The following is a 22,271-nucleotide window of genomic DNA, read 5'->3' as shown; positions in this document are numbered from 1 at the left end:
ACGGCCCGTGTCCGGGCTAGGTCGCGGAACCGCGGCACTCCCGCCCCCTCGACAAAGGATCACGATGGCACTCAACCTCGATCCGGCACACGGAACGGTGCCCAAACGTCGCCTGTTCGGCGTGCTCGCCCTGATCATCCTCTTCTCCGAGATCGCGACCTTCGAAGTCCTCATGGTCTATCCGGCGCTGCCGAGCATGGCCAGGGAGTTTGAGACCGTGCACATCGCCTGGGTCGCCTCGATCCTCACGCTGGCGGGCGCGACGGTGATGCCGCTGGTCGGCAAGGCCGCGGACAAGTGGGGCAAGAAACGGATCATCGTTTTGCTCGGCCTCGTCTTCATCGTCGGGAGCGTGGTCTGCGCGCTCGCGACCTCACTCCCGATGATGCTGCTGGGCAGGGCCTTGCAGGGCTGTCTTGTCGGAGTCGTCACGATGTCGTACAGCCTCGTGCGTGACATCATGCCCCGCGACTTCGTGCCGATCGCGCTCGGGATGGTGGTGACCGGGGTCGGCATGTCCGGTATCGCCGGCCCGTTCCTGGCCGGTTGGCTCCTCGACGACTTCGGCGTCGACGGCATCTTCTGGTTCCTGGCGCTCTACGTGACGGTGCTGCTGCCGGTGTTCGGGATGCTCGTCCCGGAGAGCCCCGTACGCGCCACCCAGCCGATCGACTTCCTGGGCACGGCGCTGCTCGGCCCGGGCATCGGCATCCTGCTGCTCGGCGTCACCCAGGGCACCGACTGGGGTTGGACCGCCGGGAGCACCCTGTTCCTCGTGTTCCTCGGGAGCGGGATGCTGATCGGGTTCGTGTACTGGCAGCGAGTCTGCCGCAACCCGCTGATCGACCTGGACGTGCTGATGGGCCGGAGGTTCGGCCCGACCATCCTGGCGGTCTCCTGCGTGGCGTACGTGATGAACGCGCACGCGTTCATCGCCCCGACGATGCTCATGACCTGGCCGGAGATCCCCGGAATCAGCTACGGCGCCGGGCTGTCCGCGCTCGAGTACGCCCTCTGGACCTGCCCGATGGGTATCGCGGGGATGTTCGTGGGGCCGCTAGGCGGTTATCTGTCCAAGCGGATCGGCGCCCGACAGGTGCTCCTCGCCGCCGGGGTCCTGTTCATCCTGGCGATGTACCTGGGCACGCAACTGTTCACGGTGTACTGGCAGGTGGCCGTGCTGAGCTTCACCGTGGGCTGCGCGGTGGGCTGTCTGCACTCCTCCAACGCCAACCTGGTGCAGGACGCGCTGCCCGACTCGCAGAGCGGCGTGGGCAACTCGATCGGCGGCATGGCCGCGCTGCTGACCGCGGGCGTGTCCACGGCGATCACCGGAGCCATCGTGTCGAACGACGTGGTGCCGGCCGAACCGGGCTCCGACACCATGGTGTACACGGACAACGCCCTGGTGAACGGTTATACGTACGCCGCGGCGGTGGGCGTGGTCGGGGTGGTGGTCGCCCTGGTCATGAGGCACGGACGCGAGCCCGCCCGGGGTGGCCTGGCCGAGCCCGACGTCCCGTCGGTCGAGGACGAGCCGCGGCTCTCTCCCGCCGAGTCGGCCAGCTGAACCACCGGGCGGCCCGGGGACCGTCCCCGGGCCGCCCGGATGCGGGCTCAGTTGCCCCGGCGTCCCGCTCAGGCGTCCCGCTCCGGCGCGGCGCCCACGCCGGACGCGAGCAACTCGGGAGACTCGGGCCGCCCGTCCAGCACCCGGTTGCTCCGTACGGTCACCCGCCAGCCGTGCGGGCCCCGGCGCAGCCTCCAGTGGTTCGCGGTTGCTCGGCGCAGGGTGAACTCCCCGGCCTCCGGCGCCCGTACGATCATGAGGGTGTAGCAGACGGCCACGGCCTCGTCCCCCGTGACGCGTACCCGGGGAGCGCCCACGACGTGTGCGCAGCCCTCGCGAATCCAGCGCTGGTGCTTGCCGGAGCGGACCATGGCCTCGATCTCCGCGCGTCCCGTCATCAGCAGTTCGTCCACGTCGTAGACCCCGTCGGGCGTCCACAGCGCGGCCACGGCCTCGGCCTGACCGCTGTCCACGAGCGGGCCGTAGGACAGGATCAGCGCGGTGACGGCGGCCTCGTCCTCGAGCCGGGCCAGCCGCCCCTCCAGCAGGGCGAGGCGCTCCTCGGCCTCGGCCAGTCGTCGCTCGGTATCCGTCATGGACGTCGACTCCCCTCCGGGTCACAGGTCTTTGGCAAGCTCGTGCAGAGCGGTCAACTGCTCGCGGTAGTGGATGGCGGAGTGCGCGCTGAGGGAGGTGGAGGCCACGGTGGCCCCGGTCTCCCGCAGCCGTGTCAGGGCGCGGACCGTCGCCTCCGGCGCCCCCGTCGGATCGACCGGCGGGCCGGTGCTGAGGACGACCTCGAAGCCCGCGGGCGGCGCGGCCCGGTCAAGCATCTCCCGCAGCTTCTCCGGCGGCAGGCCGAAGGGCACCCACCCGTCGGCGAGCGTCACGGCCCTGCGCAGGGACCGGGGCGTACGTCCGCCGATCCACAGCGGCAGGTGCTCCTGGACGGCGTGCGGTTCGACCAGGAGGTCCGCGAACTCGTAGAACTCGCCGTGGTATTCCGGCTCCCGGCGGGAGAGTGCCGCCCGGAGCGCGCGCAGCGCGTCGTCCGCCCGTGCCCCCCGGTCCTCGAACGGGGCACCGAGCAGGTCGAACTCCTCGCGGAGACTGCCCACGCCGAGCCCGAGGGTGAGCCTGCCGCCACTGACCCGGTCCAGGGTGCCGTACCGCTTCGCGATCTCGAGGGGATGGTGGTAACCGAGCACCAGCACCTGGGTGGCCAGTCGGATGCGGCGGGTTCGTGCGGCCAGGTAGCCGAGGGTGGCGAGGGGGTCCCAGTAGGTGCCACCGCGGACCCGCGCGACCTCGGTGGGGACGGCCACGTGCTCGCTGCAGGTGAGGTGGTGGAAGCCCAACTCGTCGGCGGTCTCGGCTATCCGGCCGAGGTCGTCGATGCCGGCGTCCGCCTCCCAGGGGGAGGAGGCACCCGGCACCCGCACCACCACGGGTGAGGTGATCCCGATCCGCATGTGCGTCCCTCATCTCTGCTCGCGCTCACGGTCGACCGAGGGATTCCTACAGCGCACGTGCTCCCCACGGTCCGTACGGTCCCGCTCACCGGGAGAGCCGGGCGGGTGCGTGGAAACGCCACCGCCGCGGCACCAGCGAACTCGGGCGCACCTCTTTCGCGTCTCCCGGGCCGCTGCTAGATTCCAAAAACAGAATTCATTTCAGTTCGTCTGGAGGGCAGCCCCATGACGGTTACAGACGCTGTGCCCACTGCGGACCCGCCGGCCCGCAGAGAGCTGCCGCCGTCGATGGTCGAGCGCATGACACTGATCATGGACGCCTTTGAAGGGCGCACCACCCGACTGTCCCTGGAGGACATCGCGCGCCGCACCCGGCTGCCGCGCTCCACGGCGCACCGCATCCTCGACCAGCTCGTACGCCTCCGCTGGCTGGAGCACACCGAGTTCGGCTACGGCCTCGGTCGCCGGGCACTCGGTCTGGGCGGCGGCGACGGCACACACGCCGAGATCCGTGCCGCCGCCGCCGGACGTATCCACGAACTCCACATGCGCACCGGCATGGTGGTCCACCTGGCCGTGCTCGACGGTCCCGAGGTGTGCTATCTCGACAAGCTCGGTGGCCGGTTCGCCAACTCCGTCCCCTCCTGGGTCGGCGGCCGGGCCCCGGCCCACTCGACGGCACTCGGCAAGGCGATGCTGGCCTGGCTCGAACCCGAGGAAGCCGACCGGCTGATGGACGACACCATCGGCCGGCTCACCCGTCGCACGATCGCCGACCTGCCGACACTCCACCAAGAGCTCAACCGTATCCGGCGTCGCCGCGGCCTGTCCTTCGAGCGTGGCGAGTGCGCCCCCGAGATCTCCTGTGTGGCGATGGCCGTACGCGGCCCCGAGGGTCCGGTGGCGGCGCTCTCGCTGGCGGGCGAGGAGCGCGCCCCGCTGGAGAAGGTCGCGCCGTTGGTCGCGGACGCCGCGCGGCAGGTCGGCCTGGCGTTGTTCCCGGGGATGGGCGCCCGGGAGCGGACACGGCACGCGTCCGCCGCACCGGAGGAGACCTGGTCCCCGCGGGCCATGGACCGGCTGATGGTCGCCTGCGAGAACGGCGACTGGCTCTAGGGAGTGTTGTGAAAGGAGCGTCGTCCGCCCCCCGTCCCGCGCCGGGCCCAGCCGCCGGGGGTCCGGCGCGGGTCAACCCCAGTGGTTCCCCCATCCCCAGGAGAGGGGAGCGGAGCCGGCGGCCGGTTCCTCGTGGACGCCGAGGCGTCCCCGGAAGAAGAGCATCGGCCGCTCCTCGTCCGCCGTCTCCAACTGGAGCACCCGGCCGATCACCACGTCGTGGTCCCCGGCGACGTGAACCTCGGACACCTCGGCGTGCGCCCGCATCAGTACGCCACGCAGGCTCGGGGTGTCCCAACGGGAGAGGTCCCAGTCGAGTCCCTCGTACTTCCGCCCCTCGCCGGATCCGAACCTGGTGCACAGGTCGGTCTGGTCCTCGGCCAGGACGTTCACGCAGAAGCGTCCGGAGGCGCGGATTCTCGGCCAGGTACGCCCCTTGTGCCCGGCGCAGAAGAGGACGAGGGGCGGTTCCAGTGAGACGGACGCGAAGGACTGGCAGGCGAAGCCCACCGGTTCGCGGTCCACGGCCAGGCCGGTGATGACGGTGACGCCGGTCGCGAACGCCCCCATCGCCCGCCTCATCTGGGGTGGGGTGGGCGAGGCCGCCACGTCCGTCTCGGGTGCGGCCACGGACTCTGCTGTCAACGGGTTCACCTCTACGCTGCGCACGGTGAGTGCTGGTCGAGGGCACGGGCGTGCCGGTGAGCGTGTACGGACAGAAGGTAGGCGGCATGCCGCCGGGCGCGGACGGCACGCTCCCGATGAGTGGAACACGCGGGCGCGCCGGGCTGGTTCGTACCGTCTCCGCGGTCCGGCCCGCACGCGTCCCGCTGATCGGGATGACCGCGGCGTCGCTCGCTCGCCGCCCGTTACGTTCCAAGCCGATCGCAGGGAAGCCGAGGGCAGGGACGATGACGGAACTGAGCTACGAGTCCACCGCACGCGAGCTCGTGACCGATCAGGGCGTGTTGCGCTACCACGAGGCCGGTGACGGTCCGCCGCTGTTGATGCTGCACGGCTCCGGGCCCGGCGTCACGGGATGGCGGAACTACCGCGGCAATCTCGCCACCTTCGCCAAGCACTTCCGCTGCCTGGTCCTGGAACTTCCCGGGTTCGGCGTCAGCGACCCGCTCGACGGGCACCCCATGGTCACCGCCCCGGCGACCGTCGGCCGTTTCCTGGACGCGCTGGACCTGCGCCGGGTCGACGTCGTCGGCAACTCGATGGGCGGCATCGTCGGCACCCAGTTCGCCCTGCGGAACCCGGACCGCGTACGGCGGCTGGTGACCATCGGAGGGATCGGCAGGAACCTCCACAGCCCCGGACCCGGCGAGGGGATCAGGCTGCTGACGGAGTTCACCGACAACCCCACCCGCGACGGGCTGGTCCGCTGGCTGCGCTCCATGGTGTACGACCCGGCCCTGGTCACCGACGAGCTGGTCGAGGAGCGGTGGCAGCTGGGCACCGACCCGCAGGCCCTCGCCAACGCCCAGAGCGTGTACGGCAGCGCCGCGTTCGCGGCCCGCGCCGCCGCCGCGGCGAAGTCCGACGAGCCGCCGTACTGGGCGATGCTGCACAAGCTGCGGGCGAAGACCCTCATCACCTGGGGCCGCGACGACCGGGTCAGCCCCGTGGACATGTCCATCGTGCCGATGCGCACCATCCCCGACGTCGAACTCCACGTGTTCCCGAACTGCGGGCACTGGGTGATGATCGAGCGGAAGTCGGCCTGGGAGAGCGCCGTACTCGCCTTCCTGACCCGGAAGGAGTCGGCGTGAGCGCAGAGGCGTCCTGGGACCACGAGTTCGACTTCGTCGTGGTGGGCAGCGGCGGAGGCGGCATGGCCGCCGCGCTGACCGCCGCGGACGGCGGGCTGTCCACCGTCGTGCTGGAGAAGGGCGGCATGTTCGGCGGTACGACCGGAATATCCGGCGGCGGTATCTGGATCCCCAACAACCCCACGCTGCGCGCCAGGGGTCATGACGACAGCCCCGGGTCCGTCCGCCGCTACCTCGACCACCTCACCGAGGGCCGGGTCCCGGCGGCGAGGCTGGACGCGTACGTCGAGCACGGCCCGGAGACGATGCGGCTGCTCGGTAGGAGCCGCTGGATGCGCTTCTTCTGGGTCAAGGGGTACGCCGACTACCACCCGGAGTACGAGGGCGGCCGGCCGCTGGGCCGGTCCGTCGAGGCGCTGCCGTTCGACACCCGCAAGCTGGGCGCGGACGAGGAGTTCCAGCGGCCCAACAGCCTCAAGGGACCGCTCGGCCTGTGGATCACCGCCAAGGACTACCGGGACCTCGCGATGGTCAAGCGCACCTGGCGGGGCCGGTGGGCCTCCGTCGTCGCGGCCTGGCGGGTGTCGTCCAACGTGGTGCGCCGGCGGCACATGGCGACCGGCGGGCGCGCGCTCGTGGCCCGGCTGCGGATGGCGCTCAAGGACGCGGACGTCCCGGTGTGGCTGCGGACGCCGATGACCGAACTCGTCACCGCCCCCGACGGCACGGTGACCGGCCTCGTCGCCCGCCGGGCGGACGGCACTCAGGTACGGATCGGGGCACGGCACGGCGTGCTCCTCGCGACCGGCGGCTTCGACCACAACCAGGAGATGCGCGAGGAGCACCTGCCGGTGGGCAGCCAGGCGGACTTCAGCGCCGGGGCACAGGAGAACGTGGGCGATGGCATCGTGGCCGGCCGGGGCCTGGGCGCGGCGCTCGACTTCATGGACGACGCGTGGTGGATGCCCTCGGTGCGGCACCCCTCGGGAGCGACGATCCCGCTGGTGTCCGAGCGGTGCATCCCACCGTCCGTGATCGTCTCGGCCGACGGCAGGCGGTTCACCAACGAGTCCGCGCCGTACGTCAACTTCGTTCACGACCAACTGGCGGGCGGTCACGTCCCGGCCTGGTTCGTGATGGACGCGAAGGCCCGCGCCCGCTATCCGTTCGCGCAGGTCCTGCCCGGCATGCCGTTCCCCGAGGAGTTCTACGCGAGCGGTCTGGCGCACCGAGCCGACACCATCGCCGAACTGGCCGACCGGGTCGGCCTGCCCCCGGAGCAGTTGACCCAGACCGTCGAACGGTTCAACGAGCTGGCCCGCGCCGGCGAGGACACCGACTTCGGCCGCGGCGACAGCGCGTACGACCGCTACTACGGCGATCCGACGCTGCCCAATCCCAACCTGGACGAGATCGTCAAGCCGCCCTTCCACGCCGTACGCATCGAGGTCGGCGACCTCGGCACCAAGGGCGGGCTGGTCTGTGACGAGCACAGCCGGGTGCTTCGGGAGGACGGGTCGCTCATCCCGGGCCTGTACGCGACCGGGAACACCTCCGCTTCCGTGATGGGCAACGAGTACGCCGGACCCGGCGCGACCATCGGCCCGTCCCTCGTCTTCGGCTACGTCGCCGCCCGGCACGCGGCCGCCCGGCAGACCGCCCCCGCGGCCAGCGCCGCCGGAACCAGCGACGCCGGCGACAGCGGCGCCACGGCCCGGTCCGCCGTCGATCCGGCCTGAGCGTTTCCGGAGCTTGAGCGTTTCCGGGGATCTGAGCGCCCGGGGGCAAGACAGAAGCGGGAAAGCGGAGGAGCCATGGGGCGAGCCAGCCCGATCACCGTTCGTGTCGTCGAGGTCGTACGCGAGTCCGCCGACGCGCACTCGCTCGCGCTCGAACCGCTGGACGCGACACACGAGGAGTTCCAGTACCGGCCCGGTCAGTTCCTGACCGTCCGGATACCGTCCGAACACGACGGGGCGGTCGCGCGCTGCTACTCGCTGTGCAGCTCCCCGCTGCGGGACGAGAAGCCGCGGATCACCGTGAAGCGTACGGCCGACGGGTACGCCTCGAACTGGATCTGCGACCACGTCGTGGAGGGCGACACCCTCCAGGTGCTGCCACCGTCGGGCACGTTCACCCCGGACTCGCTCGACGAGGACTTCCTGCTCCTCGCGGCCGGCAGCGGGATCACTCCGGTGATGTCGATCCTCAAGTCCTGCCTGCACGGGGGCTCCGGCTCCGTCACCCTGCTCTACGCCAACCGGGACGAGCACTCCGTGATCTTCCGGGACGAACTCACCGCGCTGGCCGCCGAGTACGGCTCCCGGATCGCCGTCGTGCACTGGCTGGAGTCCGTGCAGGGGCTGCCGGGCCCCGAGGGCCTGACGGCGCTGATCCAGCCGTACGCCGGCCGGCAGGCGTACGTCTGCGGCCCGGAGCCCTTCATGGACCTGGCCACCGCGACGCTCGACGGCCTCGGCGTGCCCCGGGACCGGACGCACGTCGAACGGTTCTCGTCACTGACCACCGATCCGTTCACCGAGGCCGAGACCGTCATCGACGCCACCGGACCCACCAGCACGGTCGAGGTCGAACTCGACGGAGCGGCACGGACGGTCAGTTGGCCGTCGAGCAACAAGCTGCTCGACGTGCTTCTGGCGGCCGGCCTGGAGGCGCCGTACTCCTGCCGGGAGGGCAGGTGCAGCGCGTGCACCTGCCTACTGGTCGAGGGGGAGGTGGCCATGGAGCGGAACGACGTGCTGGACGAGCGCGACCTCGCCGACGGATTCGTCCTCGCCTGCCAGGCGCTGCCGCTCAGCGAGCACCTCAGGATCACCTACGACGGGTGAGCCGCTCATCCCCTGGCCTCCGGCCTGGGGAGGCCCCACGGGCCGCTCTGGCCGGCTTCGCCCTCGGGACCCCACTCCCGCTGAGCGGGAGAGCCGGGGCGGTGCGACCGCCGCGCTGACAGCTTGGGCCCAGGCCGTGTCATCCGGATCGCCGCGGGCTCGCGCAGATCCACCCGACACGACCGAGGCCCCTCGATTCGGATGAGGTTCGAACAGTGACCAAGGCGACCGCCGCGATCGTCGGTTCCGGGAACATCGGAACCGACCTGATGTACAAGCTCCTCCGGTCCGAGGCCATCGAGCCCCGGTGGATGATCGGCGTCGACGCGCGGAGCCCGGGCCTCAAGCGCGCGGCGGAGGAGGGACTGAGCGCCAGCGCCGAGGGTGTGGACCCGCTGCTGGACCAGGAGGAGCGCCCGGACCTCGTCTTCGAGGCGACCTCGGCCGCCGTGCACAAGCAGAACGCGCCCCGGTACGCGGAACTGGGCATCCAGGCCGTCGACCTGACCCCCGCCGCCCTCGGCCCGGCGGTGGTGCCCGCGGTCAACCTCGGCGAGCGGCTGGAGGCCCCCAACGTCAGCCTGATCACCTGCGGCGGACAGGCCACCATCCCGATGGTGCACGCCGTCTCCCGGGTAACGGAGGTGGCGTACGCGGAGATCGTCGCCAGCGTGGCCTCGCCCTCCGCCGGGCCCGGGACCCGCGCCAACATCGACGAGTTCACCCTCACCACCAGCCGCGGCATCGAGACGCTCGGCGGCGCGCGCAGGGGCAAGGCCATCATCATCCTCAACCCGGCCGAGCCGCCGATGCTGATGCGGGACACCGTCTTCTGCGCCATCCCGGCCGACGCCGACCGCGCGGCGATCGCCGAGTCGATCCACGAGGTCGTCGCGGACGTCGCGGCGTACGTCCCCGGCTACCGGCTGCGTACCGAGCCGCAGTTCGACGAACCGACCGCGGTGAGCGGGGGACTCGCGCGGGTCGCGGTCTTCCTCGAGGTCGAGGGCGCGGGCGACTTCCTGCCGCCGTACTCCGGGAACCTCGACATCATGACCGCCGCCGCCACCCGGGTCGGCGAGGGCTTCGCCCAGCGGATCGTCTCCCAGCGCGCCGCGTCCTGAACCTCCAAGGAGTGCCCCTGCCATGCCGTACAGCGCGGACCTCGACATCCGTCTCACCGACTCGTCCCTGCGGGACGGTTCGCACGCGAAACAGCACCAGTTCACCGTCGAGCACGTGCGGTCCATCGTCGCCGCGCTCGACGACGCCGGAGTCCCCGTCATCGAGGTGACCCACGGGGACGGCCTCGGCGGTTCCTCGTTCAACTACGGATTCAGCCACACGCCCGAGCAGGAGCTGATCAAGGCCGCGGTGGACACCGCCGAGCGGGCCCGGATCGCCTTCCTGATGCTTCCGGGGCTCGGAGTGCGGGACGACATCCGGCAGGCCGCCGACAACGGCGCGGCCGTCTGCCGGATCGCCACCCACTGCACCGAGGCGGACATCGCGGTGCAGCACTTCGGGCTGGCCCGGGAACTCGGGCTGGAGACCGTCGGGTTCCTGATGATGTCGCACAGCCAGCCGCCGGAGGAGCTCGCGCGCCAGGCGCGGATCATGGCCGACGCGGGATGCCAGTGCGTGTACGTCGTGGACTCCGCCGGCGCGCTCGTACTGGAGGAGACCAGCGACCGGATCTCCGCGCTGGTGGCGGAGCTGGGCGCGGACGCCCAGGTCGGCTTCCACGGCCACGAGAACCTCGGGCTCGGCGTCGCCAACTCGGTCCTCGCCGTGCGGGCCGGAGCGCACCAGATCGACGGCTCGACCCGCCGGTTCGGCGCCGGGGCGGGCAACACGCCCGTCGAGGGTTTCGTCGCGGTCGCGGAGAAGCTCGGGATCCGCACCGGCGTCGACCCCCTGAAGATCATCGACGCCGCCGAGGACGTGGTCCGACCGGTCATGGACGGCGAGTGCCTGCTCGACCGGCTGTCCCTGACGATGGGCTACGCCGGTGTCTACTCCAGCTTCCTCAAGCACGCCGATCGCCAAGCCACGAAGTACGGCGTCTCCGGCGCCGAGATCCTCCTGGAGGCGGGCCGCCGCGAGCTCGTCGGCGGCCAGGAGGACCAACTCATCGAAATCGCCGTCGCCCTGGCGGAGAAGGCATCCGCCCAGTCGGCCTCCGCAGGGAAGTGAGGACGAGCATGCCCAACCCCGTACTCGACGCGATCAGCGAGCGCGCGGACGAGATCCGCGAGCTGGGACCCGCCAACGAGTCGCTGGGACGGCTGGACGACCAGACGGCCAAGGTGCTGCGGGAAACCGGCGCCATCCGGATGCTGCAGCCCGAGGTCCACGGCGGCCTGGAGCTGGAGCCGAGGGAGTTCGCCGAGACGGTCATGCGGATCGCCGCCTGCGACGGATCGACGGGGTGGGTCGCCGGCGTCGTCGGCGTCCACCCCTGGGAGATGGCGATGGCCGATCCCCGGGTGCAGGAGGAGATCTGGGGCGAGGACCAGGACACCTGGATCGCCTCCCCGTACGCGCCCATGGGGGTGCTGCGTCCCGTGGACGGCGGCTACGTCTTCAACGGCCGCTGGCAGTTCTCCTCCGGCACCGACCACTGCGACTGGATCTTCCTCGGCGCCTTCCTCGCGGACGCGGAGGGCGAACGACTCACCCCGCCGCGGTCGATGCACGTGATCCTGCCCCGGGCCGACTACGAGATCGTCGAGGACACCTGGGACGTCGTCGGCCTGCGCGGGACGGGCAGCAAGGACGTGGTGGTCAAGGACGCCTTCGTGCCCTCCTACCGGGTCGTCGACTACGCGAAGGTCGTCGACGGCAGCCTGGCGCGGGAGGCCGGGCTGACCAACCCGACGTACCACCTGCCGTTCTCCGCGGCCTTCCCACTCGGCATCACGGCAGCGGTCATCGGTGCCTGCGAGGGCGCCCTGGCCCACCATCTGGCCTACCAGCGCGACCGCGTCCAGATCACCGGCACGGCCTCCCGGGACGACCCGTACGTCCTCTACGCCGTCAGTGAGGCCGCCGCGGAGATCGCCGCCTCCCGATCGGCGCTGATCGACAACATCTCGCGACTGCACGACCAGGTGGCGGCCGGCGAGCGGATCAGCTTCGAGCGGCGGGCGATCGGCCGGCGCACCCAGACGCGGGCCGCGTGGCGGGCCGTGCAGGCCGTCGACGAGATCGTGGCCCGCTCCGGTGGCAACGCCATGCGGATGAGCAACCCCATCCAGCGGTTCTGGCGCGACGCGCACACCGGCCTCGCCCACGCCATCCACGTGACCGGCGCGGTCTTCCATGTGGCGGCGATGACGGAGATCGGCGTCGAGCCGCCGCAGGGGCCGATGCGCTCCATGATCTAGCGGCACTGGTGCCGCGTCAGTTATGGGCCCCGGTCCGGACGAGGGAGACGAAGGAGAGGAAGACTTGACTACTCCCCGAGCTGAGGCAGGGGGATTCCGGGACGGCCTACGGTCGTCCGCCGCTTGCGCGGCCCGGATCGCTCCGGGGGACTTCCTGCTTCATCGCCGACTGCCCGCCCGGCTTACGCCGCCTGGGTCTTACACCGGCTCCACAGGCCGAAACCGCCAGCCCGGCGGCCTTGAGGTTGATGGCCGCGTTCACGTCCCGGTCGTGGATCGTCCCGCAGTCACACGTCCAGGTGCGGACGTTGAGCGGCAGCTTGTCAGCCAGGGTGCCGCAGGTGGAGCACAGTTTCGAGCTGGGGAACCAGCGGTCGAGGACCACCAGTTCCCGCCCGTACCACTGCGCCTTGTATTCGAGCATCGTCCGGAACTCGTGCCAGGCCGCGTCCGAGATAGCTCGGGCGAGGCTGTGGTTCTTGAGCATGTTCCGCACGGTCAGGTCCTCGATCACGACCACTTGGTTCTCATGGACGAGCCGAGTGGTGACTTTGTGCAGCATATCGCGGCGTCGGTCGGCGATCCTCGCATGCACACGGGCGACCTTGCGCCGGGCCTTGGCCCGGTTGGCGCCGTCGCCCTTGGCCTTCTTCGCGAGGTTTTGTTGGGCCTTCGCCAGACGGTCCCGGTCACGACGTTCGTGCCTCGGGTTGGCGATCTTCTCTCCCGTGGAAAGCGTCAGGAGGTGGTCGAGACCGACGTCCACCCCGACCGCCGTGTCCGTGGCGGTCAACGGCTTCACCGCTGGATCGTCGCACAGCACGGAGGCGAACCAGCGCCCCGCGGCGTCACGGGAGACCGTCACGGTGGACGGCTTCGCACCCTCGGGAAGTGGCCGGGACCACACGATGCCCAGTGGTTCGGTCATCTTCGCCAGGGTGAGCCTCCCGTCCTTGTACCGGAACGCCGAGGACGTGTACTCGGCCGACGCCCGGGACTTTTTCCGGGACTTGAAGCGCGGGTACTTCGCCCGCTGGGCGAAGAAGTTCACGAAACCGGTCTGCAAGTGCCGCAGCGTCTGCTGCAACGGCACCGACGACACCTCGGCGAGGTAGGCCAGTTCCTCGGTCTTCTTCCACGCTGTCAGCATGGCCGAGGTGGCGTTGTAGTTCACTCGCTCCCCGCGCTGGTACCAGGCTTCGGTACGAGCCGCGAGGGCGAGGTTGTAGACCTTTCGCACGCATCCGAAAGTGCGCGACAGCTCTGCCGCCTGCGCATCCGTCGGATAGAAGCGGTACTTAAACGCCCGCTTCACGTGGGTGGCCATGACTCACAAATTAGCACGTCAATGTGTGGCCTACTGCGGCAAATTGGTGGATACGAGGCTCCGCCCTGGCGGTGCATCCCCGCTCCCTGCCCTGCTCCGCAGAGGCTCCGTTTCCTCCCCGAGCTAAAGCTCGGGGTATCCACGGAGGAGATCAGATGACGCAGATCCGAGGACTCGGCTATCTCCGGGTTCAGACGCGGGACATCGCCCGCTGGCGCGAACTCACCGTCGGCGCGCTCGGCTTCGCCGAGGGCTCGGGACCCGACCCGGACGGCCTGTACCTGCGCATGGACGAGCGCCGGGCGCGCCTCGCCGTCCTGCCGGGGGACACCGACCGGGTCCGAGCCGTGGGTTGGGAGGTACGCGACCAGTTCGCGTTGGCAGCCGTCGCCCGCGACGTCGAGTCCTGCGGTACCCCGGTCAAGGCGCTGACCCGGGAGGAGGCCGACGAGGCCGGGGTGGAGGAGGCCATCACCTTCGACGATCCCGCCGGCGTCCCGGTCGAGGTCTTCTTCGGGCCGATCCTCGACCACAGCCCCGTACTGACCGGCCTGGGGCAGGACTTCGTCACCGGAGCCCAGGGCATGGGCCATGTCGTCCTGCCCACCATCCGGATGGAGGAGACCGTCACCTTCTACACCGAGGTGCTCGGCTTCCTGCCGCGCGGCGCCATCCGGCTCGGCGGTCGGGACGCGGACGCCCCGGTGCGGAGGGTGCGCTTCATGGGAGTCAACCAGCGACACCACAGCCTGGCCCTGTGCCCGGCCCCGCACGACGCGGAACCCGGCCTGGTGCACCTCATGGTCGAGGTGGACAGCCTGGACGCGGTGGGGCGCGCGCTCGACAACGTGGCACGCCAGGGCTTCCCGCTCTCCTCCACCCTGGGTCGCCACACCAACGACCAGATGGTCTCCTTCTACGTGCGCGCCCCCGGAGGTTGGGACCTGGAGTACGGCACCGAGGGCATGCTCGTCGACGAGTCGTCCTACACGGCCGAGGAGATCACCGCGGACAGCTACTGGGGCCACGACTGGTCCGGTTCGGAGCCGCTCGCGGCGTTCCTGCCGCCCGGCTCCGGTCGATGAGCCCGGCCCGGTCGGCGACGCCGGCGACCCCGGTGCCGGCCGGCTCCGTCGGCCGCTACGACGCCGAGTGCGACGTCCTCGTGGTCGGTTTCGGCTGCGCCGGTGCCGCCGCCGCCTTCGAGGCCGCCTCGGCCGGCGCGGACGTACGGGTGCTGGAGCGGGCCGGCGGGCCGGGAGGCTCCTCGGCCCTCTCGGGTGGCGAGCTCTACCTCGGCGGCGGGACGCCCGTACAGGACGCGTGCGGCTACCAGGACACCACACAGGACATGTTCCGCTACCTCGAGGCCGCTCTCGGGCCGCACGCCGACCCGGAGAAGCTGCGGGTGTACTGCGAGGAGAGCACCGAGCACTTCCGGTGGTTCGTCGACCGGGGCGTCACCTTCGAGCACAGCCTGTGGGAGTCCCCGACCTGGATGCCGCCCTCGACGGACGGGCTGATGTGGCTGGGCGAGAACGCCTGGCCGTACAACACCCTGGCGCGGCCCGTCCCCCGCGGGCACCGGCCCGCCACCGGGGCGTACGGTGGCTGGCTCCTGATGGAGAAGCTGATCGCCGCCGCCCGGGGCGCGGGAGCCGCGACCGAGCCGGACACCCTGGCCACGGCGCTGGTGGTGGACGGCGCCGGACGGGTGGTCGGGGTCACCGGCCGGCGGCACGGCGAGGACGTCGCCTTCCGCGCCCGCCGGGCCGTCGTCCTGACCACCGGAGGCTTCGTGGACAACGAGGAGATGCTGGCCGACCACGCGCCCGCGCTGCTGGGCCACGGCAAGGTCAGCGATGGCCTGGACGACGGCAGCGGCATCCGGATGGCGTCCGCGATCGGCGCGGCGACCCGGCGGATGTCCGTGGTCGAGGTCGCCATGACCGTGCTGCCGGCCCTGGCCGTACGCGGCATGCTGGTCAACGGGCACGGTCAGCGGTTCGTCAACGAGGACGTCTATCCCGGCCTGTTCAGCGCGGCGGCGGTGCTGACCCAGCCTGGCCCGTACTGGGTGATCATCGACGAGGAGGGCTTCGAGAGCGTCCCTGAGGCGGAACGCTGGGGCGTGCTGCCGGAGTTCGTCGAGGAGGAGTTGGCCGCGCTCGAGGACCGGCTCGGGATGCCGGCGGGCGCGCTGGAGTCCTCCGTCGGCACGTACAACCAGCACGCCGAGCGGGGGCGGGACCCGTACTTCCACAAGGACGCCGACTGGCTGCGGCCGTTGAAGCCGCCCCTCGCCGCAATCGACCCACGCCGTGGCTTCCATGCCGGCGGCCGGGGGAGTGCCGGAGCCGGGACGGGAGCGGCGGGCTTCACCCTGGGCGGGCTCCGCACGACCGTCGACGGCGCCGTGCTGGACGTCTCCGGCGCTCCCCTCCCGGGCCTGTACGCGGCCGGCCGGGCCAGCTCCGGCCTGCACGGCGCGGGCTATGTCAGCGGTACGTCGCTGGGTGACGGCACCTTCTTCGGGCGTAGGGCGGGACGGGCGGCGGCCGGCGGCTGACGCGGCACGGGCGTGCGGGACCCGATTGGGCCACGCACACCGGCCGACCGGTGCCCTACGCGACGCCGGCGGGGTTGTCGATGACGTACCGCCACCGACCGTCCGCACCGAGCCGGAGCACGTCGGTCGCCGTCCCGGACATGTCGATCTCGGTGCCGTCGTGCCCAGTGCCCTTGAGTGACCAGTCCACGACGAGCAGGGCGATGTCGCCGGCCGCGTAGCAACGGCGCACGCGGGCCTCCATCGGCACGCCGTGACTGAGCAGGTACGTGTTGGCCGCGGACCTCTCCGGGCCGGTGACGGGATGACCGGGGACGGGGACCAACACGCCGCCGTCCTCGTAGAGCTGGTCGAGTCCGGCGGCGTCGCCGCTGCTGAACAGCTCGGCCCACCGTGCGACGTGCTCGGCCAGGGCTTCGGTGACCATCGGATCGGTGCCGCTCTGGGCGGTATGTGTCGCGCCGCTCTGGGCGGAGTCTGTGGAACGCGGGTCATGATGGGGTGTCATGACTCACACATCATAACCCGGCTCGTCGACCCGGCACCAACTCGGGTCGACGAGCCGGGGCGACGGAGCCCCGCCGCCCCGGTGCCCTTCCGGTGAGCGGGACGCGTCCCGTACGGCCTCCGGTGCCTGCGTACCGTGCCTCGACCGGACGTGGACAGCGAGGCGAAGGGCCGCGATGAACCGTTTCGAGCGAGTCAACATCCTGCTCACCGGAGCGGGTTCGGGCATCGGCCGGGCCACGGCGGTACGTCTCGTGGCCGAGGGTGGGACGGTCCTCGCCGTCGACCTGTCGGAAGACGGCCTCCGCCGTACCGTCGAGGCCGCGACAGCGGAACCGGGAGCAGCGGGCCGAATCGTGCCGCACGTCGCCGACGTCTCCGACGAGCGGGCGGTCATCGACGCAATCAGCGCGGCCGTGGGCGAACTGGGCGGCATCGACGTCCTGATCAACGTGGCCGGCATCCACCGGACGACCCCGATCGACCGGCTGACGGTCAGCGACATGCAGCGGCTGTTCACGGTCAACGCGGTGGGGACGGCGCTCTTCTGCCGCGAGGCCCTGCCACACCTGCCGGACGACACGGGCGTGATCGTCAATGTCGCCTCTTCCTCGGCCACCCACGGGAACCCGTACATGAGCGCCTACTCCGCCTCCAAGGGGGCCGTGTTGGCGTTCTCGCTGTGCCTGGCGTCGGAGGTGGCGCATCGCGGTATCCGCGTCGTACCCGTGTCACCCGGAGCGGTGGCCACACCCCTCACGGGTGCGGACGTGCTGCCACCGGAGCTCGACGCCAGCTACTACCAGCGCATCCGGTCCCCCCGGGGCGTGGCCGATCCCGAGCAGATCGCCGGAGTCCTCGCCTTCGCGGCGTCCAGGGACGGTGGTTATCTCACCGGAGCGGAGGTCCGGGTCGACGGTGGCTCCCACACCTGAGCTGGGGGCTTCTTCCGCGCTCGGTTCGCCTCCGAGCGCTCGAACCCGGTGTCGACGCTCCTCGACACTGCACTCGCTCCTCCCCTCGGCCTACGGCCTGGGGAGACCCCACTGCTCGCTCACTTGGTCTCGTCACTTTCCACACCGGCGCGCTCTTCGGCTCACTCGCCGTACCCACAGAACGGCGGGCAGGGAGAGATGGTTGCCCCGAGCGCGACCGCGCTGCTTGGTCGGGAGCTGCGGCCGCCGAGCTCAGAACTGGGAGGCGAGCGAACCCAGAAGGCGACGGGATCGTTTGTGCGGGCACCAAGACCCGGCCATGCGAAGGCGGTTGGCCCATCATGATTGGTACGGACCGCTGCCGGCCCAGGGCTCCCGTACCCGTCGGTTGTCCGACAAAGTCGAGTCACCAGGACCCGAAGCCCAACTCATCGCCAGGAGCAGGAAGCAGGTATCAGTAATGGCACGACAGGTGGTAGTCAGCGGAGCGGCTTCCGGCATCGGCAGGGAACTCACCGGGCAGTTGCGTGCCAGGGGAGACGAGGTCACCGGCATCGATCTGCGGGACGCAGAGGTCTGTGCGGACCTCGGCAGCCCGACCGGGCGGCGGGAGGCGGTGGAGGAGGTGGCCCGTACGACCGGGGGAGTCGTGGACGCGGTGGTCGCCTGCGCCGGCGTCTCGGGGACGACGCAGGGCACCGTGGCGGTGAACTACTTCGGCGCCACCGAACTGTTGCGCGGCCTGCGACCGGCCTTGATGGCGGCTTCGCTGCCGAGGGCGGCCGTCGTCGGCTCCATCAGCGGCACCCAGCCGAACTCACCGGACATCATCGACGCCTGCCTCGCCGGCGACGAGACGGCGGCGCTCGCGGCGGCGGCCACGGTGGCCGAGCGAGGGGAGGGCCGAAAGCTCTATCCCTCCTCCAAGGCGGCCCTGGCTCGGTGGCTGCGCTCGGTCTGCGTGACGGACGAGTGGGCGGGCGCGGGGATTCCGTTGAACGCGGTCGCCCCCGGGGTGGTGCGTACTCCGATGTCCGCGGCCCACTCCCTCACTCCCGAGCAGCAGAAGGTCATGGACGAGGCGGTGCCGATGCCGCTCGGTGGCCATTCGGAGGCGGGGACGATCGCCGCCGCGCTGCGGTGGCTGATCAGCCCGGAGAACTCCCAGGTGACAGGCCAGGTGTTGTACGTCGACGGGGGAGCCGAGGCGACCCTGCGGGGGCCCGAGGTCTTCTGACCCGAGGCGGCGGGGCGGCGGCCGCTGGCCACTCAGTGGGACTCCGGTTTGCGGAATTCCAGAATGAATTCTAGTTCTGGTTCCTGGCAGAACCGACCCGGCCCCAACTGACGGGCCGCCCCACCTGACGGGAGAACCATGGCCGAGGCCGTCATTGTCGAAGCCGCGCGCACACCGGTCGGCCGGCGCCGAGGGGCGCTCGCGGGGCTGCACCCGGCCGAACTGCTCGGGCTGGCCCAGCGGGGCCTGTTGGACCGGGCGGGGCTCGCTCCGGACGCCGTGGAGCAGGTCGTCGGCGGCTGTGTCACCCAGGCCGGCGAGCAGTCCAACAACGTCACCCGGAACGCCTGGCTGCACGCCGGCCTACCGCACGCCACCGCGTGCACCTCCATCGACTGCGCCTGCGGCTCGTCCCAGCAGGCCGTGCACCTCGTCGCCGGTCTGATCACGTCCGGAGCGATCGACGTGGGCGTCGGCTGCGGCGTCGAGTCGATGAGCCGGGTCTTCCTGGGGCAGGCGCTGACCCCCGACACCGGTTCGCCGGTCCCCGAGAGCTGGTCGCTGGACATGCCAGACCAGTTCACCGCCGCCGAACGGATCGCGCGCGATCGCGGCATCGGTCGTGCCGAGGCCGACGCGCTCGGCCTCGCCTCGCAACGCAAGGCCGCCCGGGCGTGGGAGGAGGGGCGCTTCGGCGACCAGATCCTGGAGATCGAGGCCCCCGTCCTCGACTCCGAGGGCCCGACCGGCGAGACCGTCGTGGTCTCCCGGGACGAGGGGCTACGGGAGACCACGGCGGAGGCACTGGCCGGGCTCAAGCCGGTTCTCCCGGAGGGCATCCACACCGCCGGCAACTCCTCACAGATCAGTGACGGTGCCGCCGCCGTGCTGCTGGCGAGCCGGGAGAGCGCCGATCGGCTGGGCTTGCGCCCGCGCGCCCGGATCGTGGCCTCCGGCATGGTCGGCGCGGACCCGTACTACCACCTCGACGGTCCCGTCGCGGCGACCGAACACGTCCTGCGCAAGGCCGGCATGGCCCTGGACGACATCGACCTCGTCGAGATCAACGAGGCGTTCGCCTCCGTCGTGCTGTCCTGGGCCCAAGCCCACCAGGCCGACCTGGACAGGGTGAACGTCAACGGTGGCGCCATCGCCCTCGGTCACGCGGTCGGCTCCACCGGCGCCCGGCTGCTCACCCAGGCGCTGTACGAACTGGAGCGCGGCGACAAGTCCACCGCGCTGATCACCATGTGCGCCGGGGGCGCGCACTCGACGGCGACGATCATCGAACGGATCTGAGAACACCATGACGATCGGGCTGACCGAAGAACACCGCGATCTGCGCGACTCCGTACGCGCGTTCGCCACCCGGCACATCACCCAGGACGTCGTCCGCGCGGTGACGGACGCCGAGTACGAGAGCCCGCCGCCCTACTGGCCGACCCTCACCGCGCAGGGCCTCCTCGGCCTGCACCTGCCCGAGGAGTCGGGCGGCAGCGGTTACGGGCTCGTGGAACTCGCCGTCGTCGTCGAGGAACTGGGCCGAGCCATGGCCCCGGGCCCCTTCCTCCCCACCACGCTCGCCGCCGCGATCCTGGACCGCGCCGGCCACCGGCAGTGGCTGCCCGGCCTGGCCGAGGGCAGCACGATCGGAGCCGTGGGGCTGGAGCCGGGCACGCTGACGCTCTCCCGCGCCCGGGACGGCGCGACGACGCTCACCGGCGAGTGCCCGCTCGTCATCGGCGGGCATACGGCCGACCTCTTCGTGCTGCCGGTCCGGGACGGCGAGGACACCACCTGGCTGGTGCTGCCGCGCACCTCGGTGGAGACCACCGACCACCGCAGCCACGACCTCACCCGCCGGTCCTCGCGGGTGCGCCCGCGTCCCGACGTGCCGGTGCCGGCCGACGACCAGCTGTCGGTGGACCCGCGGCTGCCCCTCGACCTGGCCGCGACGCTCTTCGCCGCGGAGTCCTCGGGCCTCGCCGACTGGGCGGTCGCCACCGCCGCCGAGTACGCCACCGTACGGGAGCAGTTCGGCCGGCCCGTCGGCCAGTTCCAGGGTGTCAAGCACCGGTGCGCGCGCATGCTCGCGCAGGCCGAGCAGGCCCGCGCCTGTGCCTGGGACGCCGCCCGAGCCGGCGACCCCGGCGCCGTGGAGGACCCGCGTGAGGCGTCACTCGCGGCTGCCGTCGCCGGCGCGACCAGCGTGGCGGCGGCCTTCGACGTCGCCAAGGACTGCATCCAGGTCCTCGGTGGGATCGGCTTCACCTGGGAACACGACGCCCACCTCTATCTGCGTCGTGCCCAGACCCTGCGCGTCGCCCTCGGACCGACGGCCCGCTGGCGCCGTAGGGTCTGCCGGCTCACCCTGGACGGCGCGCGGCGGAGCCTCGGCGTCGAGCTTCCGCCCGAGGCGGAGACCGTACGCGCCGAGGTGCGGGCCGAACTCCGGGCGGCGACCGCCATGGCGGAGCGGGAACGCCTCACCTACCTCGCGGACCACGGATACACCGCTCCGCATCTGCCCGCTCCCTGGGGAAAGGGCGCGGACGCCCTCGCGCAGCTCGTCATCGCCGAGGAGCTGCGGGCGGCGGAACTGACCGCGGTGGACATGGTCATCGGCGGCTGGGTGGTGCCGACGCTCATCGAGCACGGGGACACCGCGCAGCAGGAGAGGTTCCTCGGGCCGAGCCTGCGCGGGGACATCGTGTGGTGCCAGCTGTTCAGCGAGCCCGGTGCCGGTTCCGACCTCGCCGCGCTGAGCACCCGCGCGGAGCGGGTCGACGGCGGCTGGCGACTCACCGGGCAGAAGGTGTGGACCTCCGGTGCCCGCGAGGCGGACTGGGGCATCCTGCTCGCCCGTACGGACCCCGAAGCGCCCAAGCACAAGGGCCTGTCGTACTTCCTGCTGGACATGCGGGTCCCGGGCATCGAGATCCGCCCGCTGCGGCAGATCACCGGCGAGGCGGAGTTCAACGAGGTGTTCCTCGACGAGGTGTTCGTCCCGGACGAGATGCTCGTAGCCCAGCCGGGGGACGGTTGGAAGCTCGCCCGCACCACGCTGGTCAACGAGCGGGTCGCGCTGTCCCACGACTCCGCGCTCGGCTCGGGCGGCGAGGCGCTGCTGGAGCTCGCCACCAACGAGCCGGGGGACATGGACGACGAACGGTACGCGCACCTCGGCCACGTCCTGTGCGACGCGCAGTCGGTGGGGCTGCTGGGACTGCGTACGACGCTGCGTTCCGTCTCCGGGAAGCAACCGGGCCCGGAGGCCAGCATCGCGAAACTGCTCGGCGTGGAGCACCTGCAACAGGTCTGGGAGACGGCCGTGGACTGGCGGGGCAGCGCGGCACTGACCGGCGAGGGACCGCGGCAGGACGCCACCTGGATGTTCCTCAACTCCCGCTGCATGTCGATCGCGGGCGGCACGACCGAGGTGCAGTTGAACATCATCGGCGAGCGGCTGCTACGCCTGCCACGCGACCCCGCACCCGCCCCGAAGCACGGCTGAACAGGAAG

The 22,271-nt window shown here is 71.3% G+C and carries 19 protein-coding genes; 14 read left to right on the top strand and 5 right to left on the bottom strand.

What is annotated here, in order from left to right; all coding sequences use genetic code 11:
• Positions 1-64: 64 nt before the first annotated feature.
• Entirely contained in the window at positions 65-1,570 is a 1,506-nt protein-coding gene (locus AN216_RS06620) for an MFS transporter (RefSeq protein WP_070195651.1), read from the top strand.
• 68 nt (positions 1,571-1,638) lie between these two features.
• Here the strand turns inward: AN216_RS06620 and AN216_RS06615 are convergent, their stop codons facing one another.
• Positions 1,639-2,166 carry a nuclear transport factor 2 family protein gene (locus AN216_RS06615; protein WP_070195650.1) on the bottom strand — a complete coding sequence of 176 codons (528 nt, stop codon included), beginning with the start codon at positions 2,164-2,166 and terminating at the stop codon, positions 1,639-1,641.
• A gap of 21 nt (positions 2,167-2,187) precedes the next feature.
• The gene (locus tag AN216_RS06610; protein WP_070195649.1) at positions 2,188-3,042 is read right to left on the bottom strand and encodes an LLM class F420-dependent oxidoreductase; all 855 of its coding nucleotides are present in this window, start codon (positions 3,040-3,042) and stop codon (positions 2,188-2,190) included.
• A gap of 300 nt (positions 3,043-3,342) precedes the next feature.
• Between AN216_RS06610 and AN216_RS06605 the strand changes: the two genes are divergently transcribed.
• Entirely contained in the window at positions 3,343-4,158 is an 816-nt protein-coding gene (locus AN216_RS06605; RefSeq protein WP_244502352.1) for an IclR family transcriptional regulator, read from the top strand.
• 72 nt (positions 4,159-4,230) lie between these two features.
• Here AN216_RS06605 and AN216_RS06600 read toward each other — a convergent pair whose 3' ends face one another.
• Positions 4,231-4,812 (bottom strand): flavin reductase family protein, encoded by a 582-nt coding sequence (locus AN216_RS06600; protein ID WP_420855694.1) that lies wholly within the window; start codon positions 4,810-4,812, stop codon positions 4,231-4,233.
• Between the two features lie 257 nt (positions 4,813-5,069).
• Between AN216_RS06600 and AN216_RS06595 the strand changes: the two genes are divergently transcribed.
• The 6 genes from AN216_RS06595 to AN216_RS06570 all read left to right on the top strand — a co-directional run bounded on the left by AN216_RS06595 (position 5,070) and on the right by AN216_RS06570 (position 12,174).
• Positions 5,070-5,936, top strand: coding sequence for an alpha/beta fold hydrolase (locus tag AN216_RS06595; RefSeq protein ID WP_070195780.1), 867 nt, complete (start codon positions 5,070-5,072; stop codon positions 5,934-5,936).
• Positions 5,933-7,675: an FAD-binding protein gene (locus AN216_RS06590; RefSeq protein ID WP_070195646.1), complete on the top strand. Its 1,743-nt coding sequence runs from the start codon at positions 5,933-5,935 to the stop codon at positions 7,673-7,675. The genes AN216_RS06595 and AN216_RS06590 overlap by 4 nt, the downstream gene beginning before the upstream one ends.
• Positions 7,676-7,750: 75 nt before the next feature.
• Positions 7,751-8,785, top strand: a complete 1,035-nt coding sequence (locus AN216_RS06585) for a ferredoxin--NADP reductase (protein ID WP_070195645.1) — start codon at positions 7,751-7,753, stop codon at positions 8,783-8,785.
• A gap of 215 nt (positions 8,786-9,000) precedes the next feature.
• The gene (locus AN216_RS06580) at positions 9,001-9,909 is read left to right on the top strand and encodes an acetaldehyde dehydrogenase (acetylating) (RefSeq protein ID WP_070195644.1); all 909 of its coding nucleotides are present in this window, start codon (positions 9,001-9,003) and stop codon (positions 9,907-9,909) included.
• A 22-nt stretch (positions 9,910-9,931) separates the two neighbouring features.
• Positions 9,932-10,981 carry a 4-hydroxy-2-oxovalerate aldolase gene (dmpG, locus tag AN216_RS06575; RefSeq protein ID WP_070195643.1) on the top strand — a complete coding sequence of 350 codons (1,050 nt, stop codon included), beginning with the start codon at positions 9,932-9,934 and terminating at the stop codon, positions 10,979-10,981.
• 8 nt (positions 10,982-10,989) lie between these two features.
• Positions 10,990-12,174: an acyl-CoA dehydrogenase family protein gene (locus AN216_RS06570; RefSeq protein WP_070195642.1), complete on the top strand. Its 1,185-nt coding sequence runs from the start codon at positions 10,990-10,992 to the stop codon at positions 12,172-12,174.
• A gap of 106 nt (positions 12,175-12,280) precedes the next feature.
• On the opposite strand, the gene AN216_RS06565 is transcribed toward AN216_RS06570, so the two are convergent.
• Complete coding sequence (locus AN216_RS06565; RefSeq protein WP_070195641.1) at positions 12,281-13,501, bottom strand: RNA-guided endonuclease InsQ/TnpB family protein; 1,221 nt, start codon at positions 13,499-13,501, stop codon at positions 12,281-12,283.
• 155 nt (positions 13,502-13,656) lie between these two features.
• On the opposite strand from AN216_RS06565, the gene AN216_RS06560 reads away from it, so the two are divergent.
• Both AN216_RS06560 and AN216_RS06555 read left to right on the top strand, forming a co-directional pair.
• Positions 13,657-14,586 (top strand): VOC family protein, encoded by a 930-nt coding sequence (locus tag AN216_RS06560; protein WP_070195640.1) that lies wholly within the window; start codon positions 13,657-13,659, stop codon positions 14,584-14,586.
• The gene (locus AN216_RS06555) at positions 14,583-16,070 is read left to right on the top strand and encodes an FAD-dependent oxidoreductase (protein WP_079166327.1); all 1,488 of its coding nucleotides are present in this window, start codon (positions 14,583-14,585) and stop codon (positions 16,068-16,070) included. Before AN216_RS06560 ends, AN216_RS06555 begins: the two co-directional genes overlap by 4 nt.
• A 55-nt stretch (positions 16,071-16,125) precedes the next feature.
• Here AN216_RS06555 and AN216_RS06550 read toward each other — a convergent pair whose 3' ends face one another.
• Complete coding sequence (locus AN216_RS06550; protein WP_170843049.1) at positions 16,126-16,578, bottom strand: YybH family protein; 453 nt, start codon at positions 16,576-16,578, stop codon at positions 16,126-16,128.
• Between the two features lie 175 nt (positions 16,579-16,753).
• Here AN216_RS06550 and AN216_RS06545 point away from each other — a divergent pair, with 175 nt between their 5' ends.
• From AN216_RS06545 to AN216_RS06530, 4 genes are all read left to right on the top strand, one after another.
• The gene (locus AN216_RS06545) at positions 16,754-17,512 is read left to right on the top strand and encodes an SDR family NAD(P)-dependent oxidoreductase (protein WP_070195638.1); all 759 of its coding nucleotides are present in this window, start codon (positions 16,754-16,756) and stop codon (positions 17,510-17,512) included.
• 460 nt (positions 17,513-17,972) lie between these two features.
• Positions 17,973-18,749 (top strand): SDR family oxidoreductase, encoded by a 777-nt coding sequence (locus AN216_RS06540; RefSeq protein WP_070195637.1) that lies wholly within the window; start codon positions 17,973-17,975, stop codon positions 18,747-18,749.
• A 138-nt stretch (positions 18,750-18,887) separates the two neighbouring features.
• On the top strand, positions 18,888-20,048 hold the full coding sequence (locus AN216_RS06535; RefSeq protein ID WP_070195636.1) for a steroid 3-ketoacyl-CoA thiolase: 1,161 nt from the start codon (positions 18,888-18,890) through the stop codon (positions 20,046-20,048).
• Between the two features lie 7 nt (positions 20,049-20,055).
• On the top strand, positions 20,056-22,263 hold the full coding sequence (locus tag AN216_RS06530) for an acyl-CoA dehydrogenase family protein (protein ID WP_070195635.1): 2,208 nt from the start codon (positions 20,056-20,058) through the stop codon (positions 22,261-22,263).
• The last annotated feature ends 8 nt before the right edge of the window (positions 22,264-22,271 follow it).

The sequence above is a fragment of the Streptomyces oceani genome (genome assembly GCF_001751245.1).
GTDB classification, from domain to species: domain Bacteria; phylum Actinomycetota; class Actinomycetes; order Streptomycetales; family Streptomycetaceae; genus Streptomyces; species Streptomyces oceani.
The sequence above is the reverse complement of the archived record's forward strand: the minus strand, read 5'-3'. Positions and strand labels throughout refer to the sequence as shown.

What these genes read in the sequence shown, in the direction of transcription:
- AN216_RS06620 (WP_070195651.1), top strand. Translation starts at nt 65, where the DNA reads ATGGCACTCAACCTCGATCCGGCACACGGAACGGTGCCCAAACGTCGC.
- AN216_RS06615 (WP_070195650.1), bottom strand. Translation starts at nt 2,166, where the DNA reads ATGACGGATACCGAGCGACGACTGGCCGAGGCCGAGGAGCGCCTCGCC.
- AN216_RS06610 (WP_070195649.1), bottom strand. Translation starts at nt 3,042, where the DNA reads ATGCGGATCGGGATCACCTCACCCGTGGTGGTGCGGGTGCCGGGTGCC.
- AN216_RS06605 (WP_244502352.1), top strand. Translation starts at nt 3,343, where the DNA reads ATGACACTGATCATGGACGCCTTTGAAGGGCGCACCACCCGACTGTCC.
- AN216_RS06595 (WP_070195780.1), top strand. Translation starts at nt 5,070, where the DNA reads ATGACGGAACTGAGCTACGAGTCCACCGCACGCGAGCTCGTGACCGAT.
- AN216_RS06585 (WP_070195645.1), top strand. Translation starts at nt 7,751, where the DNA reads ATGGGGCGAGCCAGCCCGATCACCGTTCGTGTCGTCGAGGTCGTACGC.
- dmpG (WP_070195643.1), top strand. Translation starts at nt 9,932, where the DNA reads ATGCCGTACAGCGCGGACCTCGACATCCGTCTCACCGACTCGTCCCTG.
- AN216_RS06570 (WP_070195642.1), top strand. Translation starts at nt 10,990, where the DNA reads ATGCCCAACCCCGTACTCGACGCGATCAGCGAGCGCGCGGACGAGATC.
- AN216_RS06565 (WP_070195641.1), bottom strand. Translation starts at nt 13,501, where the DNA reads ATGGCCACCCACGTGAAGCGGGCGTTTAAGTACCGCTTCTATCCGACG.
- AN216_RS06560 (WP_070195640.1), top strand. Translation starts at nt 13,657, where the DNA reads ATGACGCAGATCCGAGGACTCGGCTATCTCCGGGTTCAGACGCGGGAC.
- AN216_RS06555 (WP_079166327.1), top strand. Translation starts at nt 14,583, where the DNA reads ATGAGCCCGGCCCGGTCGGCGACGCCGGCGACCCCGGTGCCGGCCGGC.
- AN216_RS06550 (WP_170843049.1), bottom strand. Translation starts at nt 16,578, where the DNA reads ATGACACCCCATCATGACCCGCGTTCCACAGACTCCGCCCAGAGCGGC.
- AN216_RS06545 (WP_070195638.1), top strand. Translation starts at nt 16,754, where the DNA reads ATGAACCGTTTCGAGCGAGTCAACATCCTGCTCACCGGAGCGGGTTCG.
- AN216_RS06540 (WP_070195637.1), top strand. Translation starts at nt 17,973, where the DNA reads ATGGCACGACAGGTGGTAGTCAGCGGAGCGGCTTCCGGCATCGGCAGG.
- AN216_RS06535 (WP_070195636.1), top strand. Translation starts at nt 18,888, where the DNA reads ATGGCCGAGGCCGTCATTGTCGAAGCCGCGCGCACACCGGTCGGCCGG.
- AN216_RS06530 (WP_070195635.1), top strand. Translation starts at nt 20,056, where the DNA reads ATGACGATCGGGCTGACCGAAGAACACCGCGATCTGCGCGACTCCGTA.